Annotated in this window: 13 protein-coding genes, 1 tRNA gene and 2 pseudogenes; 6 read left to right on the forward strand and 10 right to left on the reverse strand. The window is 59.0% G+C overall.

The features are described from left to right. Positions 1–4 precede the first annotated feature (4 nt). The 3 genes and pseudogenes from puuE to O1723_RS13660 form a co-directional block, all read right to left on the reverse strand. Positions 5–904, reverse strand: coding sequence for an allantoinase PuuE (gene puuE / locus O1723_RS13650; RefSeq protein WP_225990835.1), 900 nt, complete (start codon positions 902–904; stop codon positions 5–7). Then, positions 825–1,696: pseudogene (locus O1723_RS13655) on the reverse strand (aspartate/glutamate racemase family protein); the annotation flags it as partial. The pseudogene O1723_RS13655 and the gene puuE, both read right to left, overlap by 80 nt. Continuing rightward, complete coding sequence (locus O1723_RS13660) at positions 1,696–2,412, reverse strand: GntR family transcriptional regulator (RefSeq protein WP_023337056.1); 717 nt, start codon at positions 2,410–2,412, stop codon at positions 1,696–1,698. The pseudogene O1723_RS13655 and the gene O1723_RS13660, both read right to left, overlap by 1 nt. 144 nt (positions 2,413–2,556) lie before the next feature. Between O1723_RS13660 and O1723_RS13665 the strand changes: the two genes are divergently transcribed. Beyond that, positions 2,557–4,053: an NCS1 family nucleobase:cation symporter-1 gene (locus O1723_RS13665; RefSeq protein ID WP_023337055.1), complete on the forward strand. Its 1,497-nt coding sequence runs from the start codon at positions 2,557–2,559 to the stop codon at positions 4,051–4,053. Between the two features lie 107 nt (positions 4,054–4,160). Beyond that, positions 4,161–5,477 (forward strand): guanine deaminase, encoded by a 1,317-nt coding sequence (guaD, locus tag O1723_RS13670; RefSeq protein WP_023337054.1) that lies wholly within the window; start codon positions 4,161–4,163, stop codon positions 5,475–5,477. Here guaD and uraH read toward each other — a convergent pair. Both uraH and uraD read right to left on the reverse strand, forming a co-directional pair. Beyond that, the gene (uraH, locus tag O1723_RS13675; protein WP_023337053.1) at positions 5,457–5,780 is read right to left on the reverse strand and encodes a hydroxyisourate hydrolase; all 324 of its coding nucleotides are present in this window, start codon (positions 5,778–5,780) and stop codon (positions 5,457–5,459) included. The two genes, guaD and uraH, sit on opposite strands and share 21 nt — an antisense overlap. Continuing rightward, the gene (uraD, locus tag O1723_RS13680) at positions 5,777–6,277 is read right to left on the reverse strand and encodes a 2-oxo-4-hydroxy-4-carboxy-5-ureidoimidazoline decarboxylase (protein ID WP_023337052.1); all 501 of its coding nucleotides are present in this window, start codon (positions 6,275–6,277) and stop codon (positions 5,777–5,779) included. Before uraD ends, uraH begins: the two co-directional genes overlap by 4 nt. A gap of 240 nt (positions 6,278–6,517) precedes the next feature. Here uraD and hpxO point away from each other — a divergent pair, with 240 nt between their 5' ends. The 3 genes from hpxO to O1723_RS13695 are packed head-to-tail and all read left to right on the forward strand — an operon-like array spanning position 6,518 to position 9,669. Further along, positions 6,518–7,672, forward strand: coding sequence for an FAD-dependent urate hydroxylase HpxO (gene hpxO, locus O1723_RS13685; RefSeq protein WP_023337051.1), 1,155 nt, complete (start codon positions 6,518–6,520; stop codon positions 7,670–7,672). A gap of 15 nt (positions 7,673–7,687) precedes the next feature. After that, a complete protein-coding gene (hpxD, locus tag O1723_RS13690; protein ID WP_023337050.1) occupies positions 7,688–8,722 on the forward strand; it encodes a molybdenum cofactor-independent xanthine hydroxylase subunit HpxD in 1,035 nt (344 codons plus the stop codon). Positions 8,723–8,733: 11 nt separating this feature from the next. Continuing rightward, positions 8,734–9,669, forward strand: coding sequence for a PDR/VanB family oxidoreductase (locus tag O1723_RS13695; protein WP_023337049.1), 936 nt, complete (start codon positions 8,734–8,736; stop codon positions 9,667–9,669). A gap of 132 nt (positions 9,670–9,801) precedes the next feature. Here O1723_RS13695 and O1723_RS13700 read toward each other — a convergent pair whose 3' ends face one another. The 4 genes and pseudogenes from O1723_RS13700 to O1723_RS13715 form a co-directional block, all read right to left on the reverse strand. Beyond that, entirely contained in the window at positions 9,802–10,377 is a 576-nt protein-coding gene (locus O1723_RS13700; RefSeq protein WP_023337048.1) for a DJ-1/PfpI family protein, read from the reverse strand. Positions 10,378–10,399: 22 nt separating this feature from the next. Then, complete coding sequence (locus tag O1723_RS13705) at positions 10,400–11,590, reverse strand: glycoside hydrolase family 88 protein (protein ID WP_023332637.1); 1,191 nt, start codon at positions 11,588–11,590, stop codon at positions 10,400–10,402. Positions 11,591–11,603: 13 nt separating this feature from the next. Continuing rightward, a pseudogene (locus O1723_RS13710) lies at positions 11,604–12,882 on the reverse strand (oligosaccharide MFS transporter). Continuing rightward, on the reverse strand, positions 12,879–14,717 hold the full coding sequence (locus O1723_RS13715) for a DUF2264 domain-containing protein (protein WP_248190793.1): 1,839 nt from the start codon (positions 14,715–14,717) through the stop codon (positions 12,879–12,881). Before O1723_RS13715 ends, O1723_RS13710 begins: the two are co-directional and overlap by 4 nt. A 228-nt stretch (positions 14,718–14,945) precedes the next feature. Between O1723_RS13715 and O1723_RS13720 the strand changes: the two genes are divergently transcribed. Beyond that, a complete protein-coding gene (locus O1723_RS13720; protein WP_014883274.1) occupies positions 14,946–15,803 on the forward strand; it encodes an AraC family transcriptional regulator in 858 nt (285 codons plus the stop codon). 54 nt (positions 15,804–15,857) lie between these two features. Here O1723_RS13720 and O1723_RS13725 read toward each other — a convergent pair. Next, positions 15,858–15,945, reverse strand: a tRNA-Ser gene (locus O1723_RS13725). Positions 15,946–16,023: the final 78 nt, after the last annotated feature.

The raw sequence follows: 16,023 nt of genomic DNA on the forward strand, positions 1-16,023 counted from the left end.
ACAATTATTTCAGAAACGGATGCACCTCCCGCCAGTGGTCGGCAATCTGCTGGCGGGTACAGACCCACACCTGCTCATGCTGCTGCACGTAATCCAGGAACCGCTGTAGCGCGCGAAAACGCCCCGGCCGCCCCAGCAGGCGGCAGTGCATGCCGATAGACATCATTTTCGGCGCGCATTCCCCCTCCTCGTACAGCACGTCAAAACTGTCCTTCAGATACGTATAAAACTGCTCGGCGGTGTTAAACCCCTGCGCGGTGGCAAAGCGCATATCGTTAGCATCCAGCGTATAGGGCACAATCAGGTGCGGTTTACGGGTCCCGTCGCTACAGGCCACTTCCGTCCAGAAGGGTAAGTCATCGCCATAGTAGTCGCTGTCGTAGTCGAAGCCGCCATGCTCCACGACCAGCTGGCGCGTGTTGGGGCTATCGCGCCCGGTGTACCAGCCTGTGGGCGGTTTGCCAAACAGATCGGTCAGCACGTGCACCGCTTTATGCAGATGCTCGCGCTCCTGGGCGATGTCCATATGCTGATAGTGGATCCAGCGCCAGCCGTGGCTGACCACGTCATAATCCGCCGCCTTAATCGCTTCGACGATTTCCGGATGACGCGCCAGCGCCATCGCTACGCCAAAGACCGTCAGCGGCAGACCGCGTTTTTGAAATTCAGTGTGGATGCGCCAGAATCCGGCGCGGCTGCCGTATTCGTAGAGCGAGTCCATCGACATGTGCCTGTCCGGATAGCTTGCGGCACCGATGATGTCCGACAGGAACTGCTCGGATCCGGCATCGCCGTGCAGAACGTGGTTTTCCGCTCCTTCCTCGTAATTGAGTACAAACTGCACGGCGATGCGCGCCTGATTCGGCCACCGCGCGTGCGGTGGGTTGCCTGCGTAACCGCGCAGATCACGCGGGTAATCCTGTTCAAAAGTCCCCATTGCCACCCCCAAAAATTAAAATGGATTCAGTGCCTGAAATTGTCCGCTTAACGCTTTATTTTCCGGGAAGGCCAGATCCCCGTGCTTGCTGGTCGACAGCCCCAGCGCCACCAGCGACTCCACCATCTTCACCGCCGCGCTGACGCCGTCGATAACCGGCACGCGCAGTTCGCGCGTCAGCTCCTGCGCCAGCGTCGCCATGCCGCCGCAGCCCAGCACGATGGCCCCGCAGCCATCCTCTTTCAGCGCCTGTATACAGCGCACGCGCACTTTTTCCTGCGCCAGACCGCTGCCGTCTTCCAGCGCCAGCACCGGGAGATCGATGGCATGCAGCGCCGCGCAGTGGTCCTGAAAGCCATACTGATGCAGCAGATGGCGGGCGATAATCAACGTGCGCGGCAGCGTGGTGACCACCGAAAAGCGGGTCGCCACCAGCGTCGCCATATGCATGGCGGCTTCAGCAATCCCTACCACCGGCCCCTGGGCCAGCTCGCGCGCCGCCAGCAGACCCGGGTCGCCAAAGCAGGCAATAACGTGACCATCCACGCCCTGCTGTCTGCCGAGTTTGACCTGTTCGAGAACGCCCACGGCAGCAATGGCCTCGTCAAAGTGGCCTTCGATGGACGGCACGCCTGCGGTCGGGCAGACCGCGAGGATTTCCGTTCCCGGTGCAGCCACCGCACGGGCTGCCGCACCGATGGTTTCCGTCATGGCGAGGCTGGTGTTGGGGTTGATCACTTGTATACAGACAGACGACATTACGACTCCTTGTGGCCGGCAAACAGCCGGGCAAAATCAGGCAGACACTCGCCCGCCCGCTCGAAGCAGAGGCTGGCGACGATATGTTCAAAATGGTGCATTAAGGCCTCGCTGAGCGGCTGGAGCGCCTTCTGGCGCAGCAGATCCACCAGCTGTTCGTGATCGTTGCAGCGACAGCCCTGCCGCCACGGCGCGCCCCAGGTGGCAATCACCAGCGATGAACGCTGGCTCAGGCCGGTCACCATCTCCGTCAGCACCTGGTTGCCGGAGATGGCCTGTAGCTGAATGTGAAAATTGGCGGAGTGACGTATCGCCGCCGGGCCGTCATAGGCCTCGTGCGCCTGCTGCTCCTGACAAATAATGGCCTCCAGTGCTGCCAGATGCGGCGGCTGACAGTGGGCCAGCACGTCCGGCAGATTAGCGACCTCCAGCAGCGCGCGGGTGCGGAAGATGTGCCGCGCCTCTTCTACCGTCGGGCTGGCGACGTGTGCACCACGTTTGGGCGTTAAGGTGACCATTTGCACAGCGGCGAGTCGTTGCAACACCTTTCGGATGCCGGTACGGCTCACGCCAAACACCTCGGCCAGCGCCTCTTCCGGCAATTTGCTCCCCGGAAGCAACTGATGTTCGACAATTGCGGTCATCAGCGCCTGAAAGATGGATTCGTCTTTGTCATGCAGGTCTGGCGCGGTCTGCAGGCCATTTACGTTGTTCATTCACCACTCCGTGCTTTACCTTTCGTTATCGAATCGTATACATAAAAATAAAATATTGCATACAAGATTTATTATTTTGGCCTGGATCCTGCAACACCGTTTGCACTCCCACTCAACGGGTTTTCATTCACAGGAGCAGGTTTCATGCCAAACAGTCAAAACGCGCAGCAGGGTACGGCCGCTGATTCCGGTGCGGTTTACAGCCCACGTCTTTGCAATGAGGATCTGGCACCCACGCGTGACCAGAACTGGAGCTGGTACAACATCTTTTCATTCTGGATGTCGGATGTTCACAGCATGGGGGGATATGTGGTCGCCGCGAGCTTCTTTACGCTCGGGCTGGCAAGCTGGCAGGTGTTACTCTGCCTGCTGGTGGGGATTTGTATTGTGCAACTGTGCGCCAACCTGGTCGCAAAACCGAGCCAGATGGCGGGCGTGCCCTATGCCGTGATCAGCCGTCAGGCGTTCGGCGTCTTTGGGGCGAACATTCCGGCGGTGATCCGCGGGCTTATCGCCTTTGCGTGGTATGGCATCCAGACCTACCTGGCCGCCAACGCCCTGATGCTGGTGGCACTGAAGTTCTGGCCGTCGCTCTCTTCACTCACCACCGGCGCGTTCCTCGGCCTGTCACATCTGGGCTGGATCTGCTTCGCCATCATGTGGGTATTGCAGGCGATGGTTTTCTGGCACGGGATGAGCGCCATCAAGCGCTTCATTGATATCGCCGGTCCGGCGGTCTACGTAGTGATGCTGGCCCTTGCGGGCTGGATTGTATACAAGACCGGTTTTGACGGGATCTCCTTTACCCTCGCCAGCAAATCCCTGACCGCGGGCGAGCAAACCTGGCAAATGATCACCGCGACCGCGCTGGTGGTCTCCTACTTCTCCGGCCCGCTGCTCAACTTTGGTGACTTCTCCCGCTACGGGAAAAGCATGGGGGAGATCCGCCGCGGTAACCGCTGGGGTCTGCCGTTTAACTTCCAGCTGTTCTCCATCGTCACCGTGGTGATTGTCTCCGGTACCCAGTCGCTGTTTGGCCGCATGATCACCGACCCGATTGAAACCGTCAGCCGTGTGGGTAACGATCTGGCCGTGGCGATTGGCCTGCTGACGATGATCACCGCCACCATCGGGATTAACATTGTGGCGAACTTTGTCTCGCCAGCCTTTGATTTCTCTAACTGCTCGCCGCAGAAGATCAGCTTCCGCACCGGGGGAATGATTGCTGCCGTCGGCTCGATCCTGCTCACCCCGTGGAACCTGTTCAACTCACCGGAGTTAATCCACTACACCCTGGACGTGCTCGGGGCGTTTATCGGCCCGCTGTTCGGCATACTGATTGCCGATTTCTACCTGATTAAACGCGGCAAGGTGTCGGTTGACGACCTGTTCGATGACACGCCAAAGGGCAAATACTGGTATCGCAACGGCTTTAACCCGAAAGCCATCGGCGCGCTGATCCCGTCCGTTGCCGTGGGCCTGGTGATTAGCTTTATCCCGGCCCTGCATGAGGTGGCGAACTTCAGCTGGTTCATCGGCGTCTTCCTCGGCGGCGTGACCTACCGCTGGCTGGCGCGGGAAGATCGCGAGACAGCAGGCGCGACGACGTTCAGCTCCCGCGTGGCAACGCAAAAAGAGTAACCCTTCCCTCCTCCTCTGGCCGCAGCGTAACTGCGGCCCGTTCATTCTGGCACTGTTCTTGCTGCGCTTTCTCACCCCGCTACGCAAACACGAAGGCAGGAACCATGATGGAATACCAGACTGCGATACGCGGTACATTTTTTGACATTGCCCAGGTCTGCGACAGCGCAGACACCATTGCCGAACACGCGCGCTACCTTGAGGACGGGCTGCTGTTTATTCAGAATGGCCACATTCTGGCGCACATGGCGTGGCAGGAGGGCGAGCAGTATCTTGACCCGCACAAAGGCTACACTGACCTGCGCGGCAAGCTGCTGCTGCCCGGTTTTATCGATACCCATGTGCATTATCCGCAAACGGAGATGATCGGCGCCTTTGGCGAGCAGCTGCTGGAGTGGCTGACCACCTATACCTTCCCGGTGGAGAGCCAGTTTGCCGATGAAGCCTACGCGAAAGAGATCGCCGAATTTTTCATTAACCAGCTGGTGAGCAATGGCACCACCACCGCGCTGGTGTTCTGCACGCTGCATCCGGAATCGGTCGAGGCGCTGTTTACTGAGGCGCTGCGCCTCAACATGCGCCTTATCGCCGGGAAGGTGATGATGGACAGACACGCGCCTGACTACCTGAGCGAGGACGCGAAACAGAGCTACCGGCAGACGCGTGAGCTGATCCAGCGCTGGCATCACCGGGGGCGGCTGGGCTATGCCATTACGCCACGCTTTGCCCCGACGTCATCCCCCGAGTTGCTCGCCGCGGTCAGCCTGCTGAGAGAGGAGTTTCCGGATACCTGGCTGCAAACCCATCTGAGCGAAAACCCAAACGAAGTGGCCTGGGTGAGCGACCTCTGGCCGGAGCATGAGCGCTATCTGGATGTGTATCACCACTACGGCCTGACCGGCGAGCGCAGCGTGTTTGCCCACGCCATCCACCTGCACCACAGCGAGTGGCAATGCCTGCATGACACCGGTTCGGCGGTGGCGTTTTGCCCCACCTCGAACCTGTTTCTCGGTAGCGGGCTGTTTCGCCTGCCCGCCTGCTGGCAGCACAGAGTGCGAATGGGCATCGGCACTGACGTGGGCGCGGGCACCACCTTCAGCATGCTGCGTACCCTGGGGGAAGCGTACAAGGTGGGTCAGCTCCAGAGCTACCGTCTCCGCGCCAGCGAGGCGTTTTACCACGCCACGCTGGGCGGCGCGCACGCCCTCCGGCTTGACGAGAAGATTGGCAACTTCACGCCCGGCAAAGAGGCGGATTTCGTCGTCATCGACCCGGACGTAACGCCGCTGCAGCGCCTGCGCAATCGCCGCTGCCAGGACATTTACGAGCAGCTCTTTGTGCTGATGACCCTGGGCGATGAGCGCAACATCAGCGAAACCTGGGTCAACGGCGTGCAGGTGTGGTCAGCTGCCCCGGTAGGTTGACCAGCCGCCGGGCGCAATCACAAACGGCAGATGGAAATGCTCGTCTGCCGATTCTCCCGTCACAAACTCAATCTGCGCGCAGGGATAGATCGTCTCGCGGCCTGTGTCGCTAAACCACTTACCGGTTTCGGCCACCAGCCGGTAGCGGCCTTTTGCCAGGTTCGGGACGAATTCTGTGATGCGCCCACTGGCGTTCGTGACGCCAGTCGCCATGATCTCCCCGTCCCGCTCAAGATGAACCGTCACGCCCTCGGCGGGTTTCCCCGTTGAAATATCGAGAATATGGGTGCTGAGTGTGCTCATTCGCTAATGACTCCTTCCAGCCGCAGCAGCGTAATTTCCCGCAGCTGTTCCAGCGCGGTCAATACTTCCTGCGTATCGTTGTTTTCCAGCCGCGCGTTCAGCGCCTGTAAGATCTCTTCTCCGCTGCGGCCCTTCGCGCGGATAAGAAAGACCCGTCCGAAACGGGCTTCATAGCGGGCGTTTCCCTCCCGTAACGCCTGCGTCAGGGCAGCATCGCGGTCATTCACCGCGCCCTGTTCCTGCCGCGACAGTGCTGCCTCCGCCAGGGAACCCGCTGGCTTTTCCCCGATACGCGGATGGGCGCTCAGGGCTTGCGTTAACGCCGTCTCATCCCAGCATTGCGTCAGCGCCAGTGCCGTACTGAACAAGTCTTCCCGGCGGGAGTAGGGCCGCCCGCGCACCAGGGCTTCAGCCCAGCCGGGGATCGCCACGCAGGGGTGGAGTAACGCGAGAGATTCTTTCTCAGGAAGCCGATTAAAGTCGTGCAGTGCGATCATAGTATCTCCTTGATTATCCTCTTTCAGGTCATTGCACAAACCACGCCACTCCTTTGCCTGAGCGTGAAACAGTTGATTCCGTATAGCTCAACTGGAAATTTTTGATTCAAAAAAAGGCAAGCTCACCGCGTCTGCGCACCTTAGCAGTGCAAACCTGCCCTTCACAACGCCGTTTTCACCCCGTTGCAGCCTGGTACGCAAATTGCTGAATGGCTTTACACCCTGCAAAAGGAGAGAAGCATGAAAGCAATCGTTATTGGTGCGGGAATTGGCGGCCTGAGCGCCGCTGTTGCGCTGAAGAAAGCGGGCATCGACTGTACCGTGTTTGAAGCCGTCAAAGCGATCAAGCCCGTCGGGGCGGCCATCTCCATCTGGCCTAACGGCGTGAAATGCATGCAGCACCTCGGCATGGGCGACATCATCGAGACGTACGGCGGGCCGATGCGTTTTATGGCCTACAAAGATTACCGGCGCGGCGATACCCTGACCCGCTTTAGCCTCGCGCCGCTGGTCGAGCGCACCGGCGGGCGTCCCTGCCCCGTCTCGCGCGCGGAACTTCAGCGCGAAATGCTGGACTTCTGGGGGCGCGATAACGTGCAGTTTGGCAAGCGCGTCGAACGTGTCCGGGAAGATGACGCGGGCGTGAGCGTCACCTTCACCGATGGCACCGCGGCAACCGGGGATTTTCTGATTGCCGCCGACGGCAGCCACTCGGCGGTTCGTCCGTATGTGCTGGGGTATACGCCGGAGCGCCGCTACGCCGGTTACGTGAACTGGAACGGGCTGGTGAAGATTGATGAAGAGATTGCCCCGGCGCACCAGTGGACCACCTTCGTTGGTGAGGGCAAACGCGTATCGCTGATGCCCGTCTCCGGCGGACGCTTCTACTTCTTCTTTGACGTGCCGCTCCCTGCGGGTCTGGCAGAAGATCGCACCACCCTGCGTGCCGATCTCACGGGCTACTTCCGCGGCTGGGCGCCGCCGGTGCAAAAGCTTATCGCCGCGCTCGATCCTGACACCACTAACCGGATTGAAATCCACGACATCGAACCGTTCGATACCCTGGTGCGCGGCAACGTCGCGCTGCTTGGCGATGCCGGGCACAGCACCACGCCGGATATCGGCCAGGGCGGCTGTGCAGCGATGGAAGATGCCGTGGTGCTGGGCGAATGCCTGCGAGAGAACCACAACATTACGCTGGCGCTGCGACAGTACGAAGCGCTGCGCTGCGACCGGGTGCGTGACCTGGTGCTGAAGGCGCGCAAACGCTGCGACGTCACCCACGGCAAAGACATGACGTTGACGCAGGCCTGGTATCAGGAGCTGAAAGAGGAGACCGGGGAGCGCATCATCAACGGTCTGTGCGAAACCATTCAGGGCGGCCCGTTAGGCTGAACAAGAGGGACAACGATGAAAAGAGAACCGACTCCACCCGCCCACTGCACCTTTGAGCCAGAGGACTGGCTGCGCCTGGCGAAATGCTGGCATCCGGTTGCACGCGCCTGCGACATCGGCCCGGCACCGGTTAAAGCAACCCTGCTGGATGAACAGCTGGTCATTTACCGGATTAACGGCCAGGTCGTGGTCGCCCGGGATGTCTGTCCGCACCGCGGCGTGCCGCTGACGCTGGGCTTTCACGATGAGCACGGCATTATTTGTCCGTACCACGGCTTACGCTTCGGAGAGGACGGGCGCTGCAACCGTATCCCGTCCAGCCCCGACCAGCCCGTTCCGGCGAAGCTGAACCTGATTAACTTCGCCGTGGAGGAGCGCTTTGGCCTGATCTGGACCTGTCTGGCCTTTGACCCGGATAATCCGGTACCGCTGCCCGCCATGCCGCACTGGGATGACGATGGATTCCAGCAGATTAACTGCCCGGCGTTCGAGGTGAATGGCTTCGCCGGTCGCCAGGTGGAAGGATTTCTGGACGTGGCACACTTTGCCTGGATCCACACCGATACCTTTGCCGATCCCAATAATCAGCTGGTTCCCACCTATCAGCCGCAGGAGACGCCGTTCGGTTTCGTGGCCGATTACTGGAGTTCCGTGAGCAACTATCCCGCCAGTTCAGACGTCCAGGCTCCGGAGGGCTTCCAGTGGCTGCGTCATTTTGAAATGCATCTGCCGTTTACCGCCACGCTGACGATCCATTTCCCGGGGGAATCCCGACTGGTGATTATGAACGCCGCGTCGCCGGTATCATCGCGGGTGACCCGGATGTTCGCCCCTATCGCGCGCAACTTCGATCTGCATATTCCGGTGGAAGATGTGCATGCCTTCAATCTGCGCATTTTTGAAGAAGACCGTCTGATGGTCGAAACCCAGCGCCCGGAAAGCCTGCCGCTGGATCTGACGCTCGAAGCCCATATCCCGGCGGATAAAAGCTCGATTGCCTACCGTCGGGGACTGAAAAAGATGGGATTCGGCGAATTTTTCCTGGTATGACGGAGGCCAATATGTTGAGCGTTATCGTTGATGGGCTGTGGCGTGAGGGGGATAAAAGCCTCGCCGTCAGGCTGGTGGCGGAAAACGGCGCCGCGCTACCGGCGTGGCAGCCCGGCGCGCATATTGATGTGCACCTGCCCTGCGGCCTGGTGCGCCAGTATTCCCTGACCGGAGCCTGTGAGGACGAAGGGTATCTTATCTGCGTGGGGCGCGAAACCGCCTCGCGCGGCGGGTCGCGCTACGTTCACGAGACGCTGCGGCCTGGACAGAAACTCACGATCTCCGCCCCACGCAATCTGTTCCCGCTCGTTCAGGCAGAGCGGGTTTTACTCCTGGCTGCGGGCATTGGCATTACGCCGCTGTTTGCGATGGCCCTGCAGCTGAAGGCGGCCGGAACGCCGTTTACGCTGCATTATTACGTTAAAAATCGCGAAAGCGCGGCATTTGTTCGGGAACTCTCAAAGTACGGTGAGTGCATCATTCATACCCTCAGCCCCCGCTCAGCGCTGGCAGAACATCTCCCCATACCGGAAGCGGGACTGCATGCCTGGGTGTGCGGACCTGCGGGTTTTATGGAGAAAGTCCGCAATGTGGCAACGACGAAGGGATGGGATAACGCCCACCTTCACAGCGAGGCGTTTCAGCCTGCTGCGCCTGCCGCTGGTCATGAAACCGGCGAGATCTTTACCGTTAAACTGGCCTCCACCGGGGAGCGCTGGCCGGTGCCTGCGGATAAAACCATTGCCCAGGTCTTACAGGCAAACGGCGTAGACGTACCGCTGTCCTGTGAAATGGGGATCTGCGGCGCCTGCCTGACGCCAGTGATTGACGGCGTGGTGGATCACCGGGACAGCGTGCAGTCGGAGGCGGAAAAAGGCGCAACAAACCAGCAGGTGGCGCTGTGCTGCTCGCGGAGCCATTCTGGGGAGCTGGTGATTGGGCTGTAAAACGACATCAACATTTTAGCGGCCCTTCTTGCCGGGTGGCGCTGTGCTTACCCGGCCTACAATCCGTAACAATATCAATACATTGCACTATTCATTGTAGGCCCGTGCATGCGTAGCGCCGCCGGGCGAAACTCACACATCGCCTTTACCCTGCCACGCGTACTCAATATGGCTGGCCTGCTCGCGCGCCAGGGCATCATCGCCCTGTAATCGCGCTGCCAGGGTAAAGGCGAAATCAAATACGTTACCCAGGCCGCGACCGCTCAGCAGATTGCCGTCTTCCACCACCTCGGCATCGACGTACCTGCCCTCGCTGACTGTTTTCCACAGATCGCCGGAACAGACGTAGCGGCGCCCCTTCAGCAGCCCGTTACCGCCCAGCACACGGGCGGCGGCGGAACAAATCGGGCAGATATATTTGCCCATTTCATCGTGGCGGCGGACGAAGGCGATGACCTCCGCGCTTTTCGCCAGGTTAACGCTGCCCTCCGGGCCGCCCGGTAACACTACGGCGTCAAAGGTGCAATCGAAACTGGCTTTCAGGGTGCTGTCCGCCACCATTGAGATGGCGTGATAGCTCACCACTTCGCGGCTCTCGCCGCAGGCAATCGTCTGCACCGTAATATTCAGGCGACGCAGGATATCGATGGTGACGATCGCTTCCCCCTCTTCAAAACCGGGGGCTAATAGCACGGCTACGCTTTTCATTTTGCTCTCCATGGCTTCAGGGTTACCAGTACGGGTGCCAAATCTGTCGCAGCCGCGCCAGCAGCTCGAGATAGAAATAGTCTCCCCAGCTACAGCACTGATCGACCCCCTTGCCGCTGCCCATATGATAAACCGAGTGTTGCAGCAGCCCTTCGGTCGGATCGTCGTCGTGGGCAAGGTAGTTATCGGTCAGCGACAGCGCAATACGCAGCGCCATCTCTTCGTAATACGCACGGTTTGCGTCGAGCGTCGGCAGCGCCTTGACCAGCTCCAGCAGACCGCAAGCGGCAATCGCCGCCGCTGAACTGTCGCGCACGGCGTCGGTGCCGAGCAGCGCCAGATCCCAGTGGCACACATCATCTTCCGGCAAACGGTTGAGGAAGTAATGTGCCAGGCTGCGTGACAGCTCAACCATCTGCTTATCGCCGGTGTGCTGATAGCTGAGCAGGAAGCCGTAAATGCCCCATGCCTGCCCGCGCGACCAGCACGAGGTGTCGCTGTAGCCCTGATGGGTATTACCAAAGCGCGGCTCACCCGTCTGCACATCCATATAGTATGTGTGATACGTCGAGGCATCTTCCCGCACGATATAGTTCGCGGCCTGTCCGGCGTGAGCCGTCGCCGCTTGCGCATAACGCGGATCTCCGGTCTGTTCGCTGGCCCAGTACAGCAGCGGCAGGTTCATATTGCAGTCGATGATCATTCGCCCCTGCTGCTCCGGGTCGTTTAAATCACCCCATGCCTGGATAATCCTGGCCGTTGGGTTAAAACGCTCCATCAGGCGCTCGGCTGCCAGCAGCGCCGACCGGCGAGCGGCTTCGTTGCCGGTGAGGCGCCAGGCGCTGATGCAGGAGAGCGAATAGAGAAAACCAAGATCGTGCGTTGCCGTGTCGATACGCTGCTCAATACGCCGGGCGAACGACGGTAAATAGCGCTCGGCGGCGTCGCGATAATGCGCTTTGCCCGTCATCTCCCACGCCAGCCACAGCTGGCCTGGCCAAAAACTGGTGGTCCATTCCACGTTATCGGTGCGCGGCCAGACGCCCTTCTCACAGGCTTCGCCGGGGAATTTATCGCCGAAGGCAACAATATTTTTGTCGAGCTTGCGCGTTACGCGGGTTAACGCCGCTTCCAGCTTCTGGCTCAGGGCCAGGCGATCGACCTGATGCAGTTCGATCGGCCGCAGCGCTTCGGTGATAACAGATTTGGTCATAACAACTCCTGAATTAATGTTTGGCCGGTTCAACCGGGGCGGAATCTAATGCCGGAGCAAAGGGGCGTGAGACATCGCACTTAGACTGGCAGCGCGACAGCGTAAAGGCGGAAATCAGCGTAAATATCAGGGCGCAGCAGCCCATCAGCAGATAGGTATGCTCAAAGCCTATCCTGTCGTACAGATAGCCAGCAGGTGGGGCGACCACAATCGACCCCACGTAAATCATCGCCTGGTAGCCCAGCAGGTACATCGTGGCGTTAACCCGACGATGGAAATGTTCGGCGATGTATTTGAAGACCGAGATCAGCAGCAGCGCGATCTCGACGCCATAAAACGGTTTGATGATAGAGATCACTATCGGGTCACTGGTGAGTCCGGAGGCGATCAGCCGAGCCCCGACCACGCAGCCGCAGAACACCAGCCCGCGCTTGGCGCCGTAGTGATTCACCAGCCACGGGATACACATCATCATCAGGAATTCCATACCCGACTGGACGGTGCTCAGGTAGCCGTACCAGGCATTTCCCTGCTCTTTGGTGGCGAAGAATGATACGAAGTAGCGCGGGAATTGCTGTTCGGCGATAAACATCATCCACGCCACCCCGGCGACGTAGAGGCTGAACATCCAGAATTTGCGGTTTTTCAGGAGCATCAGCACATCGGCAAAGACAATCTTATTGGCGGAAATAACGCTGTTATTACGCAGTTGCTCATCGCCGATTTTGAGGCTAATCAGCACCAGCAGCATTAGTACCGAGGTACCGCTGCTGAGCAGAAAGTTGGCCAGCGGCGTGACGTTAAACAACAGCCCGGAGACCGAAGCCGCCATCGCCCAGCCCAGCGAACCCCACATTCTGATGCGGCCAAACTCCAGCCCGTACAGGCGGCTAAAGCGGTCAGCGTAAGATTCAGACGCCGCCACGCCAGCGTACCAGCCCAGGCTCAGATACAGCGCGCCGATGATAATCCCGGCCATCGCATAGCTTTCCAGCAGCGGCTGGTACACCAGCGCAAAACGGCGCCATCAGCGCAGAAATGGCGCAGACAAAATAGAGCAGCCACTTGCTCATGCCGATTTTGTCCATGATGTAGCCATACACCGGCTTAAGGACCACCGCAAAGACGCCATTGATGGCGAACACGCTGCCGATAGTGATGCTATCGAGGCCCACTTTCTGGCTCAGCCACAAGGCGTACAGGCCAAAGCTGGATGACCAGGTGAAGAAGTAGAGAAAAATAAAGGTACTCATTTTGTATTGTGCGGCGCGTACGGACGATGATGTGCTCATAGCGATGTCTCCGGGGCCAGAACGAGCGTCGTTTCTTGTCGTGCCATCACGAAGCGTACCGCGTCATCGCTAATGAAGGCCTGCGGGCAGTGTTGCGGATCGAAGCCTGCGGCATTTCCCGCCCACACCGCGCTTATCAGCAAATGCGTGCCGGGGTCGAGTTCGCCGCGCAGCAGCGGCACTGCCGCGCGCTCGGCAAACAACAGATTACTGTTTGGCGGCGTCACCACCGTTTCGCCGCGGCGGGCGTGCGGATGTAAACAGAAAATGGCTGAGGCATCCTGGGCATTGCGTAACCAGCAGGCGCTTTCCATCTCCTGCGCCTGCGGCTGTGGGCGGTTCGCGAGGCTAAAGCCCCCTTCCGCGCAATCCAGCGCGCGTTGAGTATTGATACGATGGACGCGCAGTTGCCAGTCGCCCAGCGCCAGCAGCCAGCTCTCAATCACCACGTCGCGCCACGGCAGCCAGCGGCTGTAAATGGTGCCGTCAGCGGTGACCACGTGCTGGCATTCACGGCGACCACGCCAGTAGTTATCTTTTTCGGCCAGCAGCAGCATCGAATCGGGTGCGGCATGGTTCAGGCCGTAGCGCCCGCGTTCGAGGGTGAAGCCAAAGCGGGTGGAATAGGCAAATTTGCAGTATTTCGCTTCGGTATTCACGAAGTTGTTTAGCTCCAGCTGGCCGGACGTCAGCATCCACAGGTGATCGGCCTGATGCACCACCACCTGATCCGCGTGGGCTATCGTGTGCTGCGCGGGTAATGGCGGCAGCGGCAGCTCGGCCGCCTGCCAGAAGGCGTCGCCCTCATCTAATGCCAGTACCAGCAGGGTCTTCAGGCCCCAGTACGGTGAACCCGGCGCGTTGTAGTCTTCCGCCATCACCAGATTCGGGTAGCTGTAGCCGACGCTCAGTATGCCGTCACGGTCGAATATCGGCTGCTTCAGCCACCAGCGCAGATGGCGCAGCACGATGCCCTTAATCATGCCCGGCGAAAAGACCTCCAGCCCGGCGAAAGCCGCCGCACTCCAGAACGCCGCCTCGGCAAAGCGGTAGGTCAGGCTACGGCCAAACGGGATCGCCGCGCCGTCTTCGGCAAAGAAATGAATGAAATCAGAGGAGAAACGCGCGGCGCGATCGCGGAGGGTTGCGCACCGCGTTGGATCGACATCGGCCATTAGCTTCGCGTAAATCAGTCCATAGAAATGGAAGCCCATCGAGATGTAATAGTCGCGCGGCCGGCCCGGTCCATCGGAGTACCAGCCATCGCCAAGATAGTAGTGCTCCATGGCAGCGAAATGATTTTCCAGCGCCTGCGGATGGGTCGGCATGCCACAATAATGGAAGCCAACCTGCACCAGAATCGGAAAGAAGTGCCAGTTGTTATCGGGGATATCCTGGGTCTCGCACTGCTTTAGCCAGCGCCATAGATTCTCTTTCTCCGTCTCAGTGAAATGTGCCAGTACGGTTTCGCCCGCCAGCGCCAGCAGTAAGCCGTAAGCCGCCATTTCGACGATTCGCTGATCGAAAGGACCGACATCGCCCCAGTAATCAGCATGCTGCGGATTGGTGCCGTTTTTTATCGCCTGTAAATAGAAAGAGAAGTGTTGCGGCTCGCTGCCGCCAGCCAACAATGGCGTGATGCCCCACAGCAGACGGGAAAAGGTTTCCATGCTCGCGACCTGCTGGCCGTAGTGAGCGGTAAAGTTCGCTAAATCAATGCGGCTGGCGTCTTTTTTAAAATAAGGCGTCACCGCGTTCAGCATATCGTTAACCAGCCGCAGTACCTCATCACGGCTCGTCAGTGGGTTATCCACATGAATATTTTCAGGTTGCACAGGGTCCTCCCGCATAACACGAGGGTAGAGATAAGTTATTGTTATTTGGCTTTTTAAAGCCACGAGTGCGACGTCTGAATGAAGAGTAACCGCTTTTATTCCCGGTGCTGAGTGAGCAGAATCACAAAATTAAACCGGCATTTCATTTTTGCTGGATTTTGTCGATCGAGAGAGGGATAAATTACAAATGATGGTCTAAAAATTTAAATCTGTTGTCCTGGAGGTCAAATGGGTGAGACGCAACTGCTGGAACGCATTACGCTCGATCGGCAGGCCATTTCATTTAACCGCATGTACACCACCAGCGCGGTTTACTACCACTGGCATCAGTGCGTTGAATTGCTCTATATTTCCAGCGGTTATGGCATCGTGGTGGTGGACAATCAGCACTACACCGCCCGTCCGGGGCGTTTATTTGTCTTCCCGCCCTTCCGTTTGCACAAAGTGCAGGTCGATCATAGCGATAAGAACCCCTATCACCGCACCACCATGCACATTGCGCAATCGGTCGTCGAAAGTGCGCTCAGCACCTTTCCGCGCCATCAGGCCCGGTTCGCCGCGCTGGCCGCCAGCAATCTCCCGGCACAAATTTACGATCTCAGCACGCACGCGGCGTTTATTGAGAGAATACTTGAACAGTTTCAGCGCCTGGAGGACAACGCGCAGACCGAAGCCTGCGAGGTGGCATTTCTGGTGATGCAGTTGATGACATGTCTGCCCGAGCAGCCGCAGCCCTACCCGCCGCGCCAGCAGACCGTCGCCTCGCGGATAATGAGCTGGGTCGAAGCCCACTATGCCAGCAAGTTTTCGCTCGATCGGTTAGCGCACGACCTGGGGCTCTCGCGAAGCTATACCTCACGCATTTTCCGCCAGCAGACCGGCGGTAGCATCCACGAATATTTGCTGACCCGGCGGATTAAAAGCAGCTGCGATCTGTTACGGTACAGCGATGAGCCTGTTGACGCCATTGCACTGGCAGTGGGGTTTAGCGAGGTGACCTATTTCATTACCTGCTTTAAAAAGATGATGCGTCAGACGCCGCTGCAGTATCGACGGAGTAACTCCGGCACCAGAATTCCCGGTTAAGGCGGTTTTAACAAACAAAAAACCCAGGTCGCATAACGACCTGGGTTTCGAATTTGGCGGAAGCGTAGAGATTCGAACTCTAGAACCCTTTCGGGTCGCCGGTTTTCAAGACCGGTGCCTTCAACCGCTCGGCCACGCTTCCAAAGTGAGGCGCACTATAAACATCTATTAGCGCCTTGTAAAGCAGGAATTTTTCTATTTCTACGCCCTGGCGTTTAAC

The organism is Enterobacter cloacae complex sp. HYC080_NIDB (assembly GCF_056673325.1).

What these genes read in the sequence shown, in the direction of transcription:
- hpxO (WP_023337051.1), top strand. Translation starts at nt 6,518, where the DNA reads ATGAAAGCAATCGTTATTGGTGCGGGAATTGGCGGCCTGAGCGCCGCT.
- O1723_RS13695 (WP_023337049.1), top strand. Translation starts at nt 8,734, where the DNA reads ATGTTGAGCGTTATCGTTGATGGGCTGTGGCGTGAGGGGGATAAAAGC.
- uraH (WP_023337053.1), bottom strand. Translation starts at nt 5,780, where the DNA reads ATGAGCACACTCAGCACCCATATTCTCGATATTTCAACGGGGAAACCC.
- O1723_RS13700 (WP_023337048.1), bottom strand. Translation starts at nt 10,377, where the DNA reads ATGAAAAGCGTAGCCGTGCTATTAGCCCCCGGTTTTGAAGAGGGGGAA.
- O1723_RS13705 (WP_023332637.1), bottom strand. Translation starts at nt 11,590, where the DNA reads ATGACCAAATCTGTTATCACCGAAGCGCTGCGGCCGATCGAACTGCAT.
- O1723_RS13660 (WP_023337056.1), bottom strand. Translation starts at nt 2,412, where the DNA reads ATGAACAACGTAAATGGCCTGCAGACCGCGCCAGACCTGCATGACAAA.
- O1723_RS13720 (WP_014883274.1), top strand. Translation starts at nt 14,946, where the DNA reads ATGGGTGAGACGCAACTGCTGGAACGCATTACGCTCGATCGGCAGGCC.
- guaD (WP_023337054.1), top strand. Translation starts at nt 4,161, where the DNA reads ATGGAATACCAGACTGCGATACGCGGTACATTTTTTGACATTGCCCAG.
- hpxD (WP_023337050.1), top strand. Translation starts at nt 7,688, where the DNA reads ATGAAAAGAGAACCGACTCCACCCGCCCACTGCACCTTTGAGCCAGAG.
- O1723_RS13665 (WP_023337055.1), top strand. Translation starts at nt 2,557, where the DNA reads ATGCCAAACAGTCAAAACGCGCAGCAGGGTACGGCCGCTGATTCCGGT.
- uraD (WP_023337052.1), bottom strand. Translation starts at nt 6,277, where the DNA reads ATGATCGCACTGCACGACTTTAATCGGCTTCCTGAGAAAGAATCTCTC.